The following is an 18099-nucleotide window of genomic DNA, read 5'->3' on the forward strand; positions in this document are numbered from 1 at the left end:
GTGGCCGAACTGTGGGCGCGAACCCACCTGATCACCGCCAACCCGATGACGTGGCCGGCCCCGATCCGGATCCTCGGCGAGGGCGGCACGCTGGCCACGGTGTTCCGTGACCTGGTCGACGGGCGCGGCGCGTTCGTGCCGCTCGGCCGGCGCGGCGACATCGAATCGGCCGCACACATCACCATGACGGTGATCAACCCGGAGTCGTCCGGCACGGATCAGCGGGGTGAGATCACCAGGTCGTCGCAACGGAGTCACGAGTCCGGCGTGGAGAAGTCGGCGAAGGTGACCGCCGGGGTGCTGTGGGGTGGCGGCGGGCAGGCCGGCATCGGCTATCGGCACGGTGACGACGACGACATGCGCGGCAGCGACCGGGTGCTGGTCACCGGCGGCCGCGAGGAGGCCTGGGAGTTCGGGACGAGCCGCGGTCGCCAGCACGGCATGAGCGAATCCGGCGAGGAGACCACCCGTGGTCTGCACTACCGGGCGTCCGCCGTGCTGGAGGTCCGGGTGCTGAGCTGGAACGCGGGCTCCCTCCCGAGCCGGATCGTCCCGGCGCTCCGGCAGGCCGCCGGCGACCTGCCGATGATCCGCCGCACCCGGACCATCCGGCTGCGCGCCGACAACGCCCTGACGTTCCTCACCGATCACCGGCTGGCGTCGCTGATCGGGTTGCCCGGCGTCGATCCGGCCGGGCCGCCGACGATCACCCGGACCCTGCTCGACCCGGACCTGGCCCGGGCCCTCAGCCAGGTCGAACACATCGCGGCACCCCGGCTCCTGGATCGGATCGCCGCGACTCTGAGCCGCTGGAACATCGCGGTGGACGCGCCGTACAACCTGCTGAACAGCCAGCTCGACGAGACGTTCCGGCCGAACCGGATGGAGTCCGCCCACTTCGAACTCCTCGGCTCGGGTCTGCTCGGCTGGTTCCCGGTGCTGGAGGGCGCCCGCACCGGTTACCTGATCGTCGAGGCGAGGGTGCCCGCGGACGCCCGCCGTCCGCGAGGAGACCACGAGCGCCCCGGCGTCACCAGCACGCAGGGGTCCGAGGGAACCGACGCCGACGAGGAGTCGGCGAAGTACCTCCGGGCCTCCGGCCGGTTCATCCGGTCCCGGGTCCGGACGATCACTGAAGAGGGCCCGGCCGGCGGCGTGTCCCAGTCCAGCGGCTGGGGCACCGCAGCAGGCAGTACCCAGGGGAAGTCCACCTCGACCGATACCTCCGAGGAACGGACCGCCTCCTCGGACGACATGGTCGAGTTCCTCGAGGACATCACCGTCGACCTGCACATCGAGTTCATCGACAGCCCCCGCCGGCTGGTCGAGTTCGTCCTGCGCAGCTTCCGGTCGGTGCGCGACCGGGTGGCGGCGTCGCGGCAGCAGACCACCCCGTGGACCGTAGTGCTACGTGAACCGGCGCAGGTGCCCGGGAGCATCAGGTACGTCGTCCCCTCCTACGTCACCGCGACCGGAACCGGCGGCGGGCAGGTCGTGCTGACCGCGCTGCCCGGACCGGACCCGGCACTGCCCGGCCCCGATGTCCCGCTGAGCACCGCCGACGTCGACCGGGTCAAGGGGATGGCGTCGTACAACGCCTTCGTCACCGCCGACCCGCACATCCAGACCCTCGCGCTGCCGGCCGCCGAGCGGATCGAGCACCTGGTGAGCCTGATCGCCACGGGCCGACCGGTGCGGGACGCCGAGACCCCGGCGGAGACCGGGATCCGGGCCACCCGGGCGGCGACCGAGTCGATGCTGCGCCCGCGCACGGCCGATCTGCTGAGCCCGCGCGGGTACCCCATCGGCGACACCACGGTCCGGGTCGTCGTCACCGGCATCCGGATGTTGCACGGCCCGGACGGCCAGCCGGTCCGGACGGATTTCACGTCGGTGAACCACCTGTCGAGTTCGACATCACCGTCGCTGTCGGCGGTGGCCGCCACCGAGAGCAAGACCAGGCTTTCCGGGTACGGCGGACGCGTTCTCGACACACCGATCGGCCCGGAGTCACTGCAACTGGAGATCGCCGGCGGGCGTGCCGGTTACGGTTACGGGATCGAGACTGCCGCCCGGATCAGCAGCGAGCTGAGCCTCGGTACCAAGCGGAGCCACGACGACGCGGCGACCACCTCGTCGTTCATCGCGCTCGACGTCATCCTGCTGGCCGAGGAGCCGGGCGGCAGAGCCCACGCGGTCACCGTCGAGTCCGGTCTGCGGATGCTCACCAGCCGGGACGCCGACGCGCTCCGGGCCGCGGTCCCGGCCACACCGCCGCAGACACCGGCCGCGCCACCGGCGCCGTCGTTCTGGACCCGTGTCCGGGCCATGCTGCCCGACCTGCCATCGGTGCCGACGTGGCGGATGCTGTCCACGGTGACCGCCGAGATCGCCGCGGACGAGATCGAACTGACCCCGATCACCCCACGCGGTTTTGTGCTGCCGCTGCTCAGCGACAACGATGGCACTCCCGAGGCGCTGCGGGGGATCACCTCGCCGCGCGGCTCGTTCACGGTCGTCGCCCACGGCACCCCGGACGGCATCACCGTCGACGGTGAGCCGATCACCCCGGAACAGCTGGCCACGATCATCCAGGGCAACGAGAACTACCGCCCCGGCCAGCCGGTCGTCCTCATCGCCTGCGACACCGGTCTGCCCCGGGGATACGCCGCCCGCCTGGCCGCCCTGCTGCCGCCCGGCACCACGGTCACCGCCCCCGCCGCCCAGGTCTGGACCACCACCGCCGGCCAGGCGTTCGTCACCGCGCCCGTTGAGCACACCGCCGACGGCCGCCCACGGCCGCAGCTGCCGCCCACCGGAACCTGGACCGTTTTCACCCACCCCGGCGACACCGCCGAGGAGACCGGAAACCCCTACCTGACCGGCCCCGCGGACCAACCGGTGACCCCGGACATGGCGAACGCCACCGCGTGGTCGGGCCCGACCCGGACCGAACTGGCCGAGAGGTACGAGGAGATCCTCAGCCAGGGGCTCTACACCAACGAGAGGGTCGCCAAGGTCGCGCGGCGAATCGGAAGCCGGGTTCATCAGGTGCTGAGTGCCGCCACGGTCGATCCCACCGCCTCGTTCGTCAGCGGCGACGTCCGGCGGCCGGGCGCCGTCGGCGAACAGCTCACCGCCGGTGAACTGGCGACGATGCTCCGCGAGGGCAATGTCCGCGAAGTCATGACCGCGACCCGGAACGCGCTCATCGCCCCGGGCGGCCGGTCCTTCGTCGACCTGGCCATGAAACTCGTCGAACGACAGGACTGGGCCCGCGCCGAACGGTTCGGGCTGAACGTCGAGAAGATGAAGGAGCACCGCCGCTACCTGGACAACCCGGCACGCGCGCGGGCTCTGCAACTCCTGAAGGACAAGGGTGTCCACGACTATCCGGAGGCGCCGGACCACCCGACGACCTGGCTGAACATGACCGCCACCGGGCCCGATCCGCTGCGGGTGGCCGAAGATCTCGATCAGCTGTGGCCGATTCCCCGCGACGGTGCCGTCGAACACCGTACGACCAGAAGGCAGTTGCACCATCTCGGGATGGGCCTGAGCCGTCGTGAGGCGTCGTTCCTCGCCGGCCGGCGGGGTGAGGTGCCGCCGCTGGTCCTGGAGACAGTGGACGTCCGGGAGTTGTCCCCGGACGAGATCCCGTACGACGAGGACGGGCGGCCCGACCTCACCGCACTGCTGGACGCGGACGACACGGTCAGCGTGTCGGTGGAGTACGCCGGGCAGAGCGTCGCCAGGGTGCTGCACCGCGTCCGCCGGAACGTCGAGCACGCCCAGCCGTGGCTGTCCTGGACCGACCGCCCCGGGCCGGAGCTGCCGTTGCCGTCGATGAGCGGCCGCTCCAGGTTCCGGATCGAGATGCCGTCCCCGCGTGCCGAGCACCTGGCCGCCCAGGGTGTCCCGCTCGCCACCGGGTTGTCCGGAACCACCGCCCGGATGATGACCGTCTTCTCCTGGCTGAACCTCCCGAACACCAGCAAGGACGAACTCCTGGTCGTTCTGATCGCCTGGCAGCTCGCCACCGGCAACCACTCGCTCTATGAGGTCGTCCGTGCCGCGGAGGTGGGCGGTCGGGAGCTCGTGCCGGGCGGGGTGCACAAGCTGGAGAGCCCGTATCAGATGTACTCCGCTCTCCGGAAACTGAATGTGCATCAGCTGCTCGGCGACGCGGCTGCGGAAGCGGACCGCGTGATGGAGAAGCTGTGGTGGCACCCGGAGAACGTGGGACAACGACAGCCCCCTCACCTGCGGCCGGCCCTGGACCCTCCGTCCGAGTTCCTGACCATGCCCGACCTGCCGGTGACCGATGACTGGAAGAATCAGGCAAGACTTGCCGTACCGCGAGGATTCCTGATCGTCGGCGGGAACGGAGCCGGCGGCAACGTCATCTCCGAAGAGCACCGGGTGGCCCACGACGTGATAGCCGCCCAGATCCGGACGGTCTCGAAGCAACGGTTCCGCAATGTCGTGCTCATGGTGAACGAGGCCGGAGTATCCGGCGGTATCGCCGAGTCGGTCACCCGGTCCCTCCGCAACACCACCGTCTACGCAGCGAACGCGCAGGTGTGGACCACACCGTCGGGCGAGGCGTTCGTCTCCACCGGGAACGGCGGCGCACCGGTTCTGCCGCCCGACGGCAACTGGATCAAATTCACCATCGGTGCCGGCAACTCGGTGCGGCGGCAGGTGCTCGGCTCGTTCCTGTCCGGTGCGCGGAACACGCCGCTGACGCCGGAGATGACAGCCGCGACACGGTGGAGCCCGGTGGTCGGGTTCACCGTCGTCAAGGGATTGTTCAACACGAACGACACGCCTGAAGTACGGAATGTCGTACGGACCCTCACCACCACCCACGGCGTGTACACCGTCGTCGCGCACGGCACCGCAGACGGCATCGTGATCGACGGCCGGACCATCACCGCCGAAGAACTCGCCGAAAACGTCCAGAACGACGGGGATTACACGCCGGGCCAGCCGATCATCCTGGTCGCCTGCGACACCGGTATCCCGGACGGGTACGCCTCCCGGTTCGCCCGGCTCATGCCGTCCGGCACCATCGTCATCGCCCCCAACGCCACGGTCTGGACCACCCCGAGCGGCCAGGCCTTCGTCACCCCAACGATCAGCTACGACCTCGACGACAACAACCGGCTCACCGGCCGCACCCGGCCCGCGGTCCCACCCGTCGGCACCTGGACCGCCTTCGACGACAACGGCCGGATCCTCTGGCAGGACGGCCCCTACCTGCGCGGGCCGATCAATCAGCCGACCACCGCCGACATGTACGACGGCATCCCCTGGTCGGCCGGCTTCGTGCTCCCGCTGCTCAGCGACAACGACGGCACCCCGCCGGCACTACACGACGTCACCGCACCACACGGTTCCTTCACCGTCGTCGCCCACGGCACCCCCGACGGCATCACCGTCGACGGCGAACCGATCACCCCGGAACAACTCGCCACGATCATCCAGGGCAACAAGAACTACCGCCCCGGCCAGCCGGTCGTCCTCATCGCCTGCGACACCGGCCTACCCCAGGGATACGCTGCCCGGCTCGCCGCCCTACTGCCACCCGGCACCACCGTCACCGCACCCGCCACCCAGGTCTGGACCACCGCTGCCGGCCAAGCGTTCGTCACCGCGCCCGTCGACCACACCCCCGATGGCCGCCCACGGCCGCAACTGCCACCCACCGGCACCTGGACCGTGTTCACCCACCCCGGCGACACCGCCCAGGACACCGGAAACCCCTACCTGACCGGCCCCGCCGACCAGCCCGTCACCCCCGACATGACGGACGCCACCGCCGGGTCGGGCCCGACCCGGCTCGAACTGGCCGAGAAGTACGAGGAGATCCTCGGCCGAGGCCTGGCCACCAACGAGCTGGTCAAGACGGTCGCGCGCAGAACCGGGCTGCGGCTCCTCAAGGTGCTGGGCGACTCCGGGCACCGCAACACCGCCGATTCGTTCGGCACCGACGACTTCCGGTGGGCGGGCGCCATCGGGGAGCGGGTCACCAGGACCGAGTTGGAGACGGTATTCAAGGACGGCGGCATCCGGGAGGTCATGAACGCGGTCTGGCACGCGATGGTGAACACCGATACCAGCTCGACGTTCGCCGGCGTGGCGATGGCCCTCATCAGGAACAACGACTGGACCACCGCCGAACGGTACGGCCTGAACGTCACGGAGATGAAGAAGTTCCGTGCCTTCCTGGACAGTCCGGTACGAAGGCAGACGGTGCAGGCGCTGTTTGCCAGGGGTGTCGAGTTCACCCAGCGGGACCACCCGGACGACCCGACCGCCATGATCAACATCGTCGCCACCGGGCCGGCCGGAATGCACGCGGCCGAGGATCTCGCTCAGCCGAAGAAGATCAAACGGACCGACGATCAATACCGTACGACCAGAAAACAGCTCCACCACCTCGGGATGGGCTTGAGCACCCGTGAGGCGGCGTTCCTCAACGGCCAGCGCGGCGTACGTCCACCGACGCTCGAACTGGAGACCGTGGACGTCCGGGAGTTGTCCCCGAACGAGATCCCGTACCACCGCAACGGGCAACCCGATCTAAGCGCGCTGTTGAGTGTGAACGACACCGTCAGCGTCTCCGTGGAGTACGCCGGGAATCGGATCGCCAAGGTACTGCATCGGGTCCGCCGCACTGTCGAACACGAGCAGCCCTGGCTGTCCTGGACCAGCGGGCCCGGCCCGGAACTGCCGTTGCCGTCAAGGGCCGGCCGATCCGGCTTCAAGATCGACTTGTCCTCCGAACGGGCCGAGGAACTGACCGCCAAGGGCATCCCGCTCGCCACCGGGCTGTCCGGATCCACGGCCCGGATGATGAAGATGTTCTCCTGGCTGAACGTCGACGGCATCAACCCGTACGAGTTCCTGGCAGCTCTGACCGGCTGGATGCTCACCTCGCACAACCACTCGCTCTACGAGGTCATCCACGCCGTGGAGGCCGCGGGCCTGCCGGTCCACAAGGATGGGGTACACGGCCTCGAAAACCCGGTGGATCTGTATGAGTATTTCCAGAGAAGAGGCTGGCACGGGCTCCTCGGCGACGCCGCGAAGGAGGCGGATGACACGCTGGCCGCCCTGCGGGAGCACCCGGAGAACGCGAACCTGCGACCGTTCGGGCCCCGGCCACCCTTGGAACCCCGATCCGTCGTGCAGGCCATGACCGAACTGGCCGATACCCGCGATCTGGAGCGGCAGGCCCTCCTGGCAGTGCCACGGGGGTACCTAATCCTCGGCGGGGAAGGCCAAGGCGGTGAAGTCCTGTTCCGCGGGAACCCGGTGAACCACCACAACATCATCGCCGGCATCCGGCAGAACGCGAACGGGCTCAACCGTGTCCTGCTGATGATGAACGAGGGAGCCGTCGCCGGAGGTGTCGCCGAATCGGTCGCCCGCGCCTTCCCCCGGGTCATGGTCTTCGCCGCGACCGGGCAGGTCTGGAGCACCCCGTCCGGCGACGCGTTCGTCTCCACCCGGACCGGCGCGGCGCCGATGCTGCCGCCCAACGGCAACTGGGTCGGATACCAGTCGCACGACGGCCGACTGGTTCATCGGCAGATGTTCGGACCGTTCCTGTCCGGAGCGCAGCACCGGCCCGTGACACCGGAGATGGCGGCGGCGAATCGGTGGGGCCCGCAGGCGCCGGCCGGGCGGATCGCGGTGTACCACCACCCGTCCGACGATGCCACCACCCGGCGCGTCATCAGGGGCCTCACCGTGCCCAGGGGCGCGCTCACCATCGTCGCGCACGGCACCTCGCACGGCATCCAGGTCAACGGCAAGATCCTCACCGCCGAAGAACTCGCCGCGGAGATCCGCAAGGACAAGGACTACACCCCCGGTCAGCCGATCGTCCTGGTCGCTTGCGAAACCGGTTTCCCGGCCGGGTACGCCGCCCGGCTCGCCACGCTCCTGCCGGCCGGCACCACCGTCACCGCCCCCAGCACGCTGGCCTGGACCACGGCGAGCGGCCAGGCCTTCGTCACACCGTCCACCGGCTACACCGTCGACGGCCGGCCCATGCCCAGGATTCCACCCACCGGCACCTGGACCGTCTTCAACGACGCGGGGAAGGTCTCCCGGCGCACCGGCCCCTACCTCAGTGGGCCCGCCGACCAGCAGGTCGCCGCCGACATGTACCACGCGACACCCTGGTCGGCCGATCTGACCCCGGCCGACGAGCGCTACCTCGAGGCGGTCAACGCCGAGACCGGCGGTTTCCCCAGCATCGGAGCCGCCGAGCGGGACGGCGCCGCCACCGCAGTGGAGCGGATCCGGAGTTTCGGTGACGCGTCCTGGTGGCAGCTGTGGCGGGCCGACCCGGCACTGACCGCGTGGCAGTGGCGCAACGCGGCCCGGATCAACGAACTGACCGCCCGGATGAACACCGCGCAGATCACCGCCCTGCACCTCTACAGCCGGTCGGACTCGGCACTGATCAACCTGGCCATGCGCAACCCCGGTGACTCCGGGCCGGTCTTCGAGAGGGTCCGTAAGGCGCTGCTGGCGAATCTGGACGCCTACGCCGAGGACGCCGAGGGTCTGCCCGGCGTACTCCGCAATGATCCGGTCCTTTCGGCCCTGCGCGGTGAGTGGCGGGAGGCGGCCGCGCAGTCCGTCGAGGGCGCCAGGAGCCCGGCCGAGGAGCGACGGCGGCTGCGGGACTTCAAGGTCCAGCAGCGAACCACCGACATGCGGTCCGAGATGCTCCAGCGCCTGGACGAGCTGCGGGACGATCTGGACGCCGAGATGCGCGTCCACGGCGACCGGGTCGTCGAGGCCCTGCGGCCGCTGCCCGCGGTCAGCGGACGGACCGTCTACCGCGGCATGCGGTGGCCGGGGCGCAAGATCGGCGACGAGTTCACCGAAACGGTGCTGACCAGCGGCAGCCGAAGCCGGGACGTCGCGTTCGGGTTCGCGGCCGAGACCGACTCGCTCACCGTCATGTCCGTGCGGCTGACCGGTCATTCCGGACGCGACATCGACATCTTCTCGGCGTACGGCTTCGAGAACGAGGTCCTGCTGATGCCGGGCGCCCGATTCCGGGTCACCGACATCGGCACCTATCCGTACGGCCGGTTCCAGATCCCGCTGATCACCGTAGTGGAGATCGAGCCGTTGCCCACGGCGCCGGTGACGAATACGCCGCCCGGAGACGACGCCGAGACCAACGCGCGTCGCGAGCGGCAACTGGCGGTGGACCTCTACCACGACCCCAGGATGGTCGAGGTCGCCCGGGCCACCGCACAACGGCTCCTGGACGTCTTCGACCGCGTCGGACCGCGGGCCCTCCGGGTGTTCACGAAGGACGAGACCCCTTCGGCGGGGCAGATCGGCACGTCGGTCTCCGAGCCGGATCTCCGGGCGATGCTCGCGACGGGCGATCTCCGGGAGGTCATGACCGCGGTATGGAACGGCATCTACTACAACGACAAGGCTGTGGACCGAACCTTCGCCCGGCTCGTGGGCGAGATCGTAGCGAACGCGGACTGGGCCCGGGCCGGGGAACTCGGCCTCGACGTCCCGGCGCTGCGCGCCTATCGCCAGTTCCTCTCCAGTTCGGTACGGGGCGAGGTGCAGCGCGCGATGGCCGGGCACGGTCTCGGGCCGGCGGCCCGCAGCTTCGGTCCGGACGATCCGACCGATGCGATCAACATCATCGCCCGGTCCTCGTCCTGGCAGGAGGCGACCATCGATCAGGTCGCCCTGAAACGCGCGCAGCGGGCCCGGACCGACAACCGATTCCGCACGACCCGCCGGGAGATCCACCAGTTGGGCATGGGCCTGAGCCGCCGGGAGGAGACGTATCTCCGCGGTGGTGTCGCCTACACGCGGGCCACCGACCAACGGGAGGTGGAGAACTGGAAGCTCGCTCCCATCTCCGTGGACACCGTCGACACGACGTCGTACACCGCCGACGACATCGGCTACCACGAGGACGGCAGCCCCGACCTCACCGGTCTGCTGAGCGCCGACGACACGATCAGCGTGTCGGTCGAGTTCGACGGGGACATCGCGACGCGGGAATCGATCAGTTCAGTGGTCCTTCTGTCGCGCGGAAAACCCCATGACCACGTCGACATGGCGCGATCCTGGATCGACGGCATCGGCCCCGAGCTCCCCCTGCCGTGGACGACCGGGCAGTCGATGTGGCAACTCGACGAGTCGAGCGACTGGTTCCGTAAGCGTCACGAGGCCGGAATCCCGCTGCTCGCCGGTACCTCCCTGACCACGTCACGGCTGCTGGTGCTGTTCGACTGGCTCAACGTCCCGGGCGTCAGCAGGCGGGAGTTCGTGCTCGCCAGCGCCGCATGGATGATCTCCAGCAACGATCACAGCCTGTACGAGGTGCTGATGGGCGCCGAGATAGCGGGTTTCAGCATCTCCGGGACCTCGTCGATCCGCGATCTGACCCGGCCCGAGACCATGTACGAATGGGTCGCCGAGGACGGGCGAACCGACGTCCCGGCCGCCACCATCGAGACACGCGAACCTACCGACGACCGTACGGTGAAGGTGGTCCTGGCCGGTTCCGAGGACACCGCGTCCCAGGCCGCCGGCGCCCGGTTCCCGCACCGGCCCGGGCACTACACCGTGGTCGCTCACGGAGATCGCGACGGTATCCCCGGCCTGTCGCCGTCCGAGCTCAAGGCGCGGATCGAGAGCGACGACCGGTTCCGCGGCCAACCGATCACGCTCGCGGTCTGTGACGCGGGGCTGCCCGGTGGATACGCTGCCACGTTGTCGGGACTCATGCCGGGTGTCGAGATCCACGCGCCGGACGGACTCCTCTGGAGCACCGGCGCCGACGCCTTCGTCAGTCCCGCCACCGGCTACTCGACGGACGGCAGGCCCCAGTTGCCGCCCCAGGGGGTGTGGCGGATCTTCGTCACCGACACCACGGGCGTCTCCCAGGACGAAACGACCGGACCGTACATGTCCGGAGCCTCTACGCACCAACCGGTCACGCCGGACATGCTCACCGCGTTCCGGTGGGCGCCGCGGGGCCGCCGCCCGTTCGGTTCCCGGCCGTTGGGACCACGATCCCGGGTCGAGAGCATGCCCTACGAGAGGCTGGTCGCGGACCGGATGCGGGCGGGGAACACCGACAGCCTCTTCCGGATGGCCGCTCGCGCCTCCGACGTCCGGCTGTGGCTCGACCGCTCCGCCTTCCCGGGCGACGCGGTGAGCGCCGGCCTGACCAGCACCGACCCTGCCGTCGTGGAGCGCACGTTGTTCGCCACACTGCTGGCCGGTCCGCGGCCCCTGCATGCCCTGCTCTCCGCCGCGGCCGGCACCCCACCCCCGGGAGTCGACACCGCCCTCCTGAACAGGTTGCGGGAATCCGCGCGCTCCCCCACGGCGACGACGACAGCGGCCTTGCTCACGGCCGCGGACCAGCACTGGAGCACCGGCGGGCGACTGTTCTCGCCTTCAGTTCTCCTAGCCCTGTTTCTGACGACTCCGGGCCAGCAGATCTCGCAGGAGAGAACCAACAATCTCGCATCGTCGACGTCCTGGCGGATGGCGCAGACCACGATGATGCTCCGGCTCCTGGGGGGGCCGCCCCAGGAAGTGATCGCCGTTGTGCAGAGGCTGGCCGGATATCTGCACTCGGTGGATCAGAGCCTGTCCCTGCACAAGATTCTGAATGGTACCCAACTCGGCCAGGCCCCGATGGGTGGTTTCACCTGGGACACCACCTTCGACCAGGAGGACGTCTACCGGGCTCTGAACAGTCTCGGTTTCTCCCCGGGAACGGAGAGTCGCCTGCATACGCCGTACGAGGCCGCCTACTGGCTGCGGGCGACGGGGACGAGTCCCGTGTCTCACCAGAATCATGTGAGCCTGTCGACGATAGGCCTTCAGGAAGTCAAGGTGCTTTACACCGGCTTCCGGGATGTCATCCTCTACCGGCCGGTCGACAGCACCCGCCAGAAGCTGGTGGATGACTGGCTGCTCCGGAATCCGGGATTCCACCGACGAACTCCGATTCAGTTCACCCCGGCACAAGCGGCCGCCGTCTACATCTACACGACCGGGGCCTACAAGCTGTTCCAAGCCGTCTATTCCCAGCCCGATAGCGTGAAGGCCGTACACGACCAGCTTCTCGAATTTCACAAATCCGACCTGATGAACGACCCTCCGTGCAACGACTCGGACATGCCGCTCGGCTTCTTCAACTACGACCCGATCATGCGTGTCCTCCGGGCGCGATATCAGGCGGCGGTCGCGGCCGACGCTGACGGCGACGTCGAATCCGCCCTGCTGTTCAACATGCGTGAACGCATCAGAGCCATGGCCCCCGCCGTCCTCCTGGAGATGAAGGACCACGCGGACATGCTGATTGATGCCTTGTACGCCCTTCCGCCGCTGCACGGCCCTGAGATCTACCGAGGCGTCAAGAGGGACCCACGACTGAGGCCCGGCGACGTCTACGTACCGGACTCTGTGATCAGCGCCAGCAGAAGCATGGAATCCGCGGGCGCCTACCTCCCTTCCGCCGCCACAACAGGAGGAGCCGTCCTCGCCATCGAGACGAGGGGCTACGCCGCCAGGGACATCGACATCTTCTCCAGGTACGAATTCGAGAAGGAGATCGCCATCCTGCCCGGTTCGAGACTCGTGTGCGTCGAAGTCACCTATTTCGACCACACGATCCTCGGCAGAACCAGGCGGTATCCCCGATACCTCCTGAGAGAAGAAAACCCGTGAACATCCCAGCAATCTGGAGAACCGCTATGACAACACCCGACACCCGAACGGTCGTCCAATTCCACCAATTGCTTCTCCGCCTCGCCGGATGGGCCCCGGACGACACCATCCGCGACGCCCGTGACCTGCTCGCGCGCGGACTCGTCACCGATGTCGCCGCCCGCGTGGTCGAGACCGTAGTCAGTGATCGGGTGCCGATCAGGCCCCAGGACGCGGGCCTGCTCGCCGCCACCGTGCCCGATCTGCCGGAGACCGTGATGCTCATGAACGCGGCCGAGGCCGGGGAGAACGAACGTCCGGCAGTGGAGTTCGTGCCCTCGCTCCCCGACCCGCTCACCATGACACCGCCGCCGATGCTTCTCGATCTCACCGGCACCGGCACCCTCGACCCGCTCGACGCCGCTGTCGTGGAGGCGCTCGACCAGGTCGCCGGCCCGGTCGCGCTGTGGCGTGCCTGGCGGCTCCCGCAGCACGACCGGCCGGCCGGGACCCCGCCGATCCCGGTCTACCTGCTGGAGACGGCGGGTGACGCGGCCGGCCGCCCCGGCGCCGCCGCCTGGATCCAGTCGTCGATCGCCGCCGCCGGTCGCGACGATGCCCAGGTCGAGGTCTTCGGATCCGACGCGGAGCTGCCGCCCTACCAGCGGTCGGCTCGCGGCCGGTCGGCGCTGCTGTGGGCGGCGGCCCCGGCCGAGCCGGTCACCGTCGCCCGGGTCTTCGACTCGTACACCCCGGAGACCGGCGGCCAGTTCGACCCGGAGCATCCGCTGCTGGCCGGCGGTGACGAGGCGACCCGGGTCCTGGACTACCTGAACCAGGGCCATGTCCTGCTCGCCACCACGATGCGCGAGCCGGACGTCTTCGACACCGATGCCGGGCCGGTGGTGCCGTCGAGTTTCCGCACCGACGGCCGTTTCGTGTGGACCGACGCGGTCGGCTACTACCTGCGCACCTACGCCCTGAGCCCGGACGCCGAGCTGCTGGATCACGTCCGGGAGCGGGATTTCGCAGCGCCGGAGGTGGACGCGGTGGCCGAGCATCGAGCCTTGGCCGCGCTGATGGGCTGACAGACCTTTTTCACCCCTTGGTCGTACGATCCCCGAGCGCCCGCCTTTTCGCCCGAGCAATTGTCGGAATCATCAAGAAACCGTCAACAGATCCTCCACAGCCGACGATTACGTTTCTCCACAAGGGCATTCGGCGGAATCTCGGAACAGTGATTTCCGTCGCATGCCGAGGTTTACCAAGGAGGATTCGTGAATCTGTTGAACAGGCGTATCGCCACCGTGGGCGCGAGTATCGCCGTGGCCCTGACCGGCTCGCTCGTCGCGATCTCCTCGCCCGCTTCGGCCGCCTACGCCTGCCCGGCGAAGCAGGTCTGCCTCTACGAGGACTACAACCAGCAGGGCAGCCCGGCCACGCTGGCCGGGCTGGTCCAGGGCGCCGGTGGGGTCGGCTACTTCTGGGACCACAAGTTCCACAACGGCGTGAACCTCAACGACAAGGCGTCGTCGGTCCACAACAACACCAGCCAGTGGGTACGGGTCTACGAGAACAACAACTTCGGCGGCCGGTCGACATTCGTCGCGCCGTACGCGAAGACCAATTTCACCGGCGGCAACGCCCAGGTTCGCAACGACCAGGCTTCCTCGGCCCGGTTCGAGGAGCCCTGCCAGCCGAACGAACCGTGGTGTGTCTGAGTTCTCCGGTAATTGAAAGTAATTGAAAGGGAATCGGGGCGGGCCACGAATGAAGTGGCCCGCCCCGATTTCGTTCAGGCAGGTGGCGCGCCGAGTTCCCGGCGCAGCCGCTGGTTGGTCTCCCGCAGATCCGCCAGCTCGTTCTGCAGCTTCTCCAGCGCGGGGGCGAGCTCGTCCTGCGTCCATCGCGGGGTGATGTGCTGCGGGCAGTTCCAGTCGAAGGCGTGCACCTCGACGGTGATCACCCGTTCGATGTACGCGCGATAGTCCGGGGTGCTGACCAGCGCCACCAGATCGGCCGCGTCGGGACGCCGGGCGTCGACCACCCGGGCCTCGCCGAGGATCTTGAGCCGGCGCTGCAGCGGGTAGTCCATCAGCAGCAGCGACACCTTCGCGGACGATCCGAGGTTGCCGACCGACACGTACTGCCGGTTCCCGCGGTAGTCGGCCCAGCCGAGCAGGGTCGGGCTCAGCACCCGCAGGAATCCGGGCGGCCCGCCCCGGTGCTGGACGTACGGCCAGCCGCTCTCGCCGACGGTCCCGAGGTAGAAGGTGTCGCGCTCGGCGATGAACGCGGCCTCGTCGTCGCCGATTTCGGTACCGGTGTCGTATCCGGCGATCAGGCGCCGCATCGCGGTGTGGCTGCCGTACTCCCGTTGCGCGGCTTCGACCGAGGGTGTTTCGAGCGCGTTCAGGTAGCGGTATGGCACGGCATCCTCCAGGAGCTGGTTTCGCCGCGATGCTAGCCAGCCGCACTTGACGATTCGTGGATCAGCGCTCGAGGACGTACTGCCGGACGCCCTGCCCCGCCGAGGACGACAACCGCCAGTCGCCCGGCTGGAACGCGGCGCCGCGATCCAGCCCCAGCAGGGCTGCCACGGCCGTGTTGCCGGCGGCGGACAGCGCGGACACCCGGGTCATCCCGGACGCCGCGCACCGGTCCAGCAGAGCGCGGACCAGGCCGGTGCCGATGCCCCGGCGCTGCCACTCGTCGGCGACGAAGACCGCGATCTCGCAGCCGACACATTCCGCGACACCCACCGGCGTCCCGTCCACGAACGCCACCTCGATCAGATGCTCGGCCTGCTCCAGCTGGTGCAGATAGGCCGTGGGGAGCACACACGTGCCGGTCAGGAAACGAGCGGTCAGGGTCTGTGCGGAGAACGAGCCGGCCGCCGCCCGGAGCAGGGACAGATCAGCACGCCGCCACGGCCTGATCTCGGCGGCCATCGTCGCGATCATGAGGTTCCTTCCAGGAGAGGCCCCGGCCCTTGACGGGAGTGAAGAGGACCGGGGCCGTCCCGGGTTCATACGGTAGGGCGGAGCAGTGGACGGCCACTGGATCGTGAATCCACCGCCGGGTGCACAAGCTGTCAAGTCGCCCTCGATACGGTCGCGGCATGACTGTCCTGGAAGAGCTCGGCGCCGCGAAGTACGTCCTGCTGACGACCTTCCGCCGGGACGGCCGCGCGGTGTCGACAGCGGTGTGGATCCTGCCCGCCCCCGGCGGCGAGCTGGCCGTCTGGACCGGCGAGGACACCGGCAAACTCAAACGGATCCGCAACAACAGCGACGTCACGCTGGCGCCCTGCACGGTCCGGGGCAAGGTGCTGGGCGAGACGGTGCGGGCAACCGCCCGGATCGGCAGCCGTGAGCAGACCCTCTGGGCGACGAAGCGGATCCTGCGCAAGTACGGCCTGATCGGCCTGTCAGTCCTCACCGGCAGCCTGCTCAAGAACCGCCGGATCGGCGGCGTCGCGGTCCTACTGACCCTTCAGGACTGAGGTCGTCACCGGGTCAGCTTCTCGGCCAGGCTGTCGAGCTGTTCGCACATGTGCGGAGGCCCACCGCCCTGGAAGGAACCGAGTACCTCGCTGGCCCGGTCGAACGCCTCCCGCGCCCCGCCTCGGCACCGAGGGTGATCAACAGCTCGGACAGGCCACGGAACGCCTGAAAGCGGTACGGGCCCTGGCCGACCGAGCGGCCCCGTCGGAGCGAACACCACCTGCGGGTTGAAGCTGCTGTGCAGGTAGTACTGCAGCAGCCGGGTGACCGCGGCACGCTGATCAGCCTCGGTGTCGATCGAGTGGAAGAGCTCTTCCGCGTACGCCCGGACCAGCACGTGCGCGGTGTAACAGCCGCCGTTCTGCTCGTTGACCAGCGCGGCCTCGGCCGGTTCCTACCGGCCTCGGCCGGTTCCTCCAGGGCGGCCCGGATGGCGGCGGCGTCCACACCGGCCAGACTGGCACAGGCCTCGGCGGTGATGCCTGCGGTGGGCGCCTGCGACAGCAGCCAAAACAGCCGGGCCGCGCCGGGGCCGAGCTGGCGGTACGACCAGGAGAACGCGGTCCGCGGGTCTATCACGCCACGGCCCTCCGGGAACGCCGCCAGCCGTCGCGCGCCGTCACGCAGTTCGGCGGTGACCGTGGCCATCGACAGTTTCGGGCGCACACTGAGCCGGGCGGCCCGGACGGCCAGGGCCAGCGGCAGCCGGCCGCAGAGCTCCGGCCCGGGCGGACCTAGAGAGTCTTCTGCGACGACGCCTTGTCGTTCATCTCGTTCGTCGACCAGTCCGGCCCGAAGTTCATCTCCCGGCCCGCCCACACCCAGATGGCGATGCCGCCCTTCTTCGTGTTGTAGCTACCCTCCGAATAGATGTAGAAACCGCGGTTCGAATCGAACCTCTTCGTGCCGGAAACCCAGCGATCCACCACCGGAAGAATGGCGGATCGCTCTTACTTTCCCGACGTTAATCACCGCCTCTGGACAGCCGATGGACGGTGACTTGATCAGTCGAGGGCCGGCAGCGAGGCCTTGCCCTTGTCCGGGATGACGAACGGGGTGTCGATGTCGGCGGTGCCCTCGCCGATCTTCACCGCGGCGACCCCGACCCCGGTGCCGGCGATCTCACCGGTCGGGTCCTGGATGATGAAGACGTCCGCGCCGGTCCGGATCGTGTAGGTGGGCTTGCCGTTCGACTCACCGGTCTGCCGGAACCGGAAGATCTGGTCGGCGGCCGCCGCGTTACAACCGGCCGTCACCACGGTGCCGGGCCGGCCACCCGCGCCGAGTTTCGCCGACACGCACAGCGCCTCACCGCCGGACCGCACCTTGGCGGTGCGGATGTGGAATTCATCGCCGCCAGCCGTGTCCGGTGTGAGCACGAACAGTTCTTTGTCACCGAACGACGACGACAGACCAATCTTGCCGCCGTTGACCACACCGAGGGTGGCCTCGCTGTTCTGCGGCAGCAGGTAGACCTGCCGGGTTCCGCTGAACACGCCACTGCCACCACCGCTACCAGTACCGCTACCGCCGGTGGCCGCGGTGGTGGCGGTGGCTGCCGGGCGGGTGGTCGTCCGAGTCGCGGGTTCGGTGGTCGTGGCGTCGGCGGTCGGCGCGGCGGCCGACTCCGACACCACCGGCAACGATGCCGGGTCCACCCCGAGCGACGGCGCCGAGACCGGCGGGGAATCACCCCCAGCGCTGTTGCAGGCGGAGGTGAGCAGCAGACCGGCGAGAGCCGCGGCAATCGCTGGAACACGAGCTGAGGAAAGCACGGCGAACTCCTAATACAGAGGTGTTTGTCGAAGTCTTTCCGCAGGCCCAGGGCCGCCACCAGCACCTGGAGCGGAACCGG

General features: G+C 69.0%; 9 protein-coding genes (1 of these 9 running past the window's edge). 4 read left to right on the forward strand and 5 right to left on the reverse strand.

Annotated elements, in window-relative coordinates:
- From BLU81_RS12335 to BLU81_RS12345, 3 genes are all read left to right on the forward strand, one after another.
- Positions 1–12759 carry the final stretch of a hypothetical protein gene (locus tag BLU81_RS12335; RefSeq protein WP_092544441.1) on the forward strand. Its footprint begins 18240 nt before the window's first position, so only the last 12759 of its 30999 coding nucleotides appear in the window; its start codon lies beyond the left edge, outside the window; it ends in the stop codon at positions 12757–12759.
- A 26-nt stretch (positions 12760–12785) separates the two neighbouring features.
- Positions 12786–13826: a hypothetical protein gene (locus tag BLU81_RS12340; RefSeq protein WP_157751506.1), complete on the forward strand. Its 1041-nt coding sequence runs from the start codon at positions 12786–12788 to the stop codon at positions 13824–13826.
- A 189-nt stretch (positions 13827–14015) separates the two neighbouring features.
- On the forward strand, positions 14016–14459 hold the full coding sequence (locus tag BLU81_RS12345; RefSeq protein WP_092544445.1) for a peptidase inhibitor family I36 protein: 444 nt from the start codon (positions 14016–14018) through the stop codon (positions 14457–14459).
- 74 nt (positions 14460–14533) lie between these two features.
- Here the strand turns inward: BLU81_RS12345 and BLU81_RS12350 are convergent, their stop codons facing one another.
- Together BLU81_RS12350 and BLU81_RS12355 are read right to left on the reverse strand one after the other, a co-directional pair.
- Positions 14534–15169: a pyridoxamine 5'-phosphate oxidase family protein gene (locus tag BLU81_RS12350; RefSeq protein ID WP_231954456.1), complete on the reverse strand. Its 636-nt coding sequence runs from the start codon at positions 15167–15169 to the stop codon at positions 14534–14536.
- Between the two features lie 61 nt (positions 15170–15230).
- Positions 15231–15701, reverse strand: a complete 471-nt coding sequence (locus BLU81_RS12355; protein ID WP_157751507.1) for a GNAT family N-acetyltransferase — start codon at positions 15699–15701, stop codon at positions 15231–15233.
- 158 nt (positions 15702–15859) lie between these two features.
- On the opposite strand from BLU81_RS12355, the gene BLU81_RS12360 reads away from it, so the two are divergent.
- Positions 15860–16243 (forward strand): PPOX class F420-dependent oxidoreductase, encoded by a 384-nt coding sequence (locus BLU81_RS12360; protein ID WP_092544449.1) that lies wholly within the window; start codon positions 15860–15862, stop codon positions 16241–16243.
- A 5-nt stretch (positions 16244–16248) separates the two neighbouring features.
- On the opposite strand, the gene BLU81_RS12365 is transcribed toward BLU81_RS12360, so the two are convergent.
- The 3 genes from BLU81_RS12365 to BLU81_RS12375 all read right to left on the reverse strand — a co-directional run bounded on the left by BLU81_RS12365 (position 16249) and on the right by BLU81_RS12375 (position 18019).
- Complete coding sequence (locus tag BLU81_RS12365) at positions 16249–16581, reverse strand: hypothetical protein (RefSeq protein WP_092544451.1); 333 nt, start codon at positions 16579–16581, stop codon at positions 16249–16251.
- A gap of 397 nt (positions 16582–16978) precedes the next feature.
- Positions 16979–17170, reverse strand: a complete 192-nt coding sequence (locus BLU81_RS12370; protein WP_092544453.1) for a hypothetical protein — start codon at positions 17168–17170, stop codon at positions 16979–16981.
- A gap of 78 nt (positions 17171–17248) precedes the next feature.
- Positions 17249–18019 carry a hypothetical protein gene (locus tag BLU81_RS12375; protein ID WP_157751508.1) on the reverse strand — a complete coding sequence of 257 codons (771 nt, stop codon included), beginning with the start codon at positions 18017–18019 and terminating at the stop codon, positions 17249–17251.
- Positions 18020–18099: the final 80 nt, after the last annotated feature.

It is taken from the genome of Actinoplanes derwentensis, from assembly GCF_900104725.1.
GTDB classification, from domain to species: domain Bacteria; phylum Actinomycetota; class Actinomycetes; order Mycobacteriales; family Micromonosporaceae; genus Actinoplanes; species Actinoplanes derwentensis.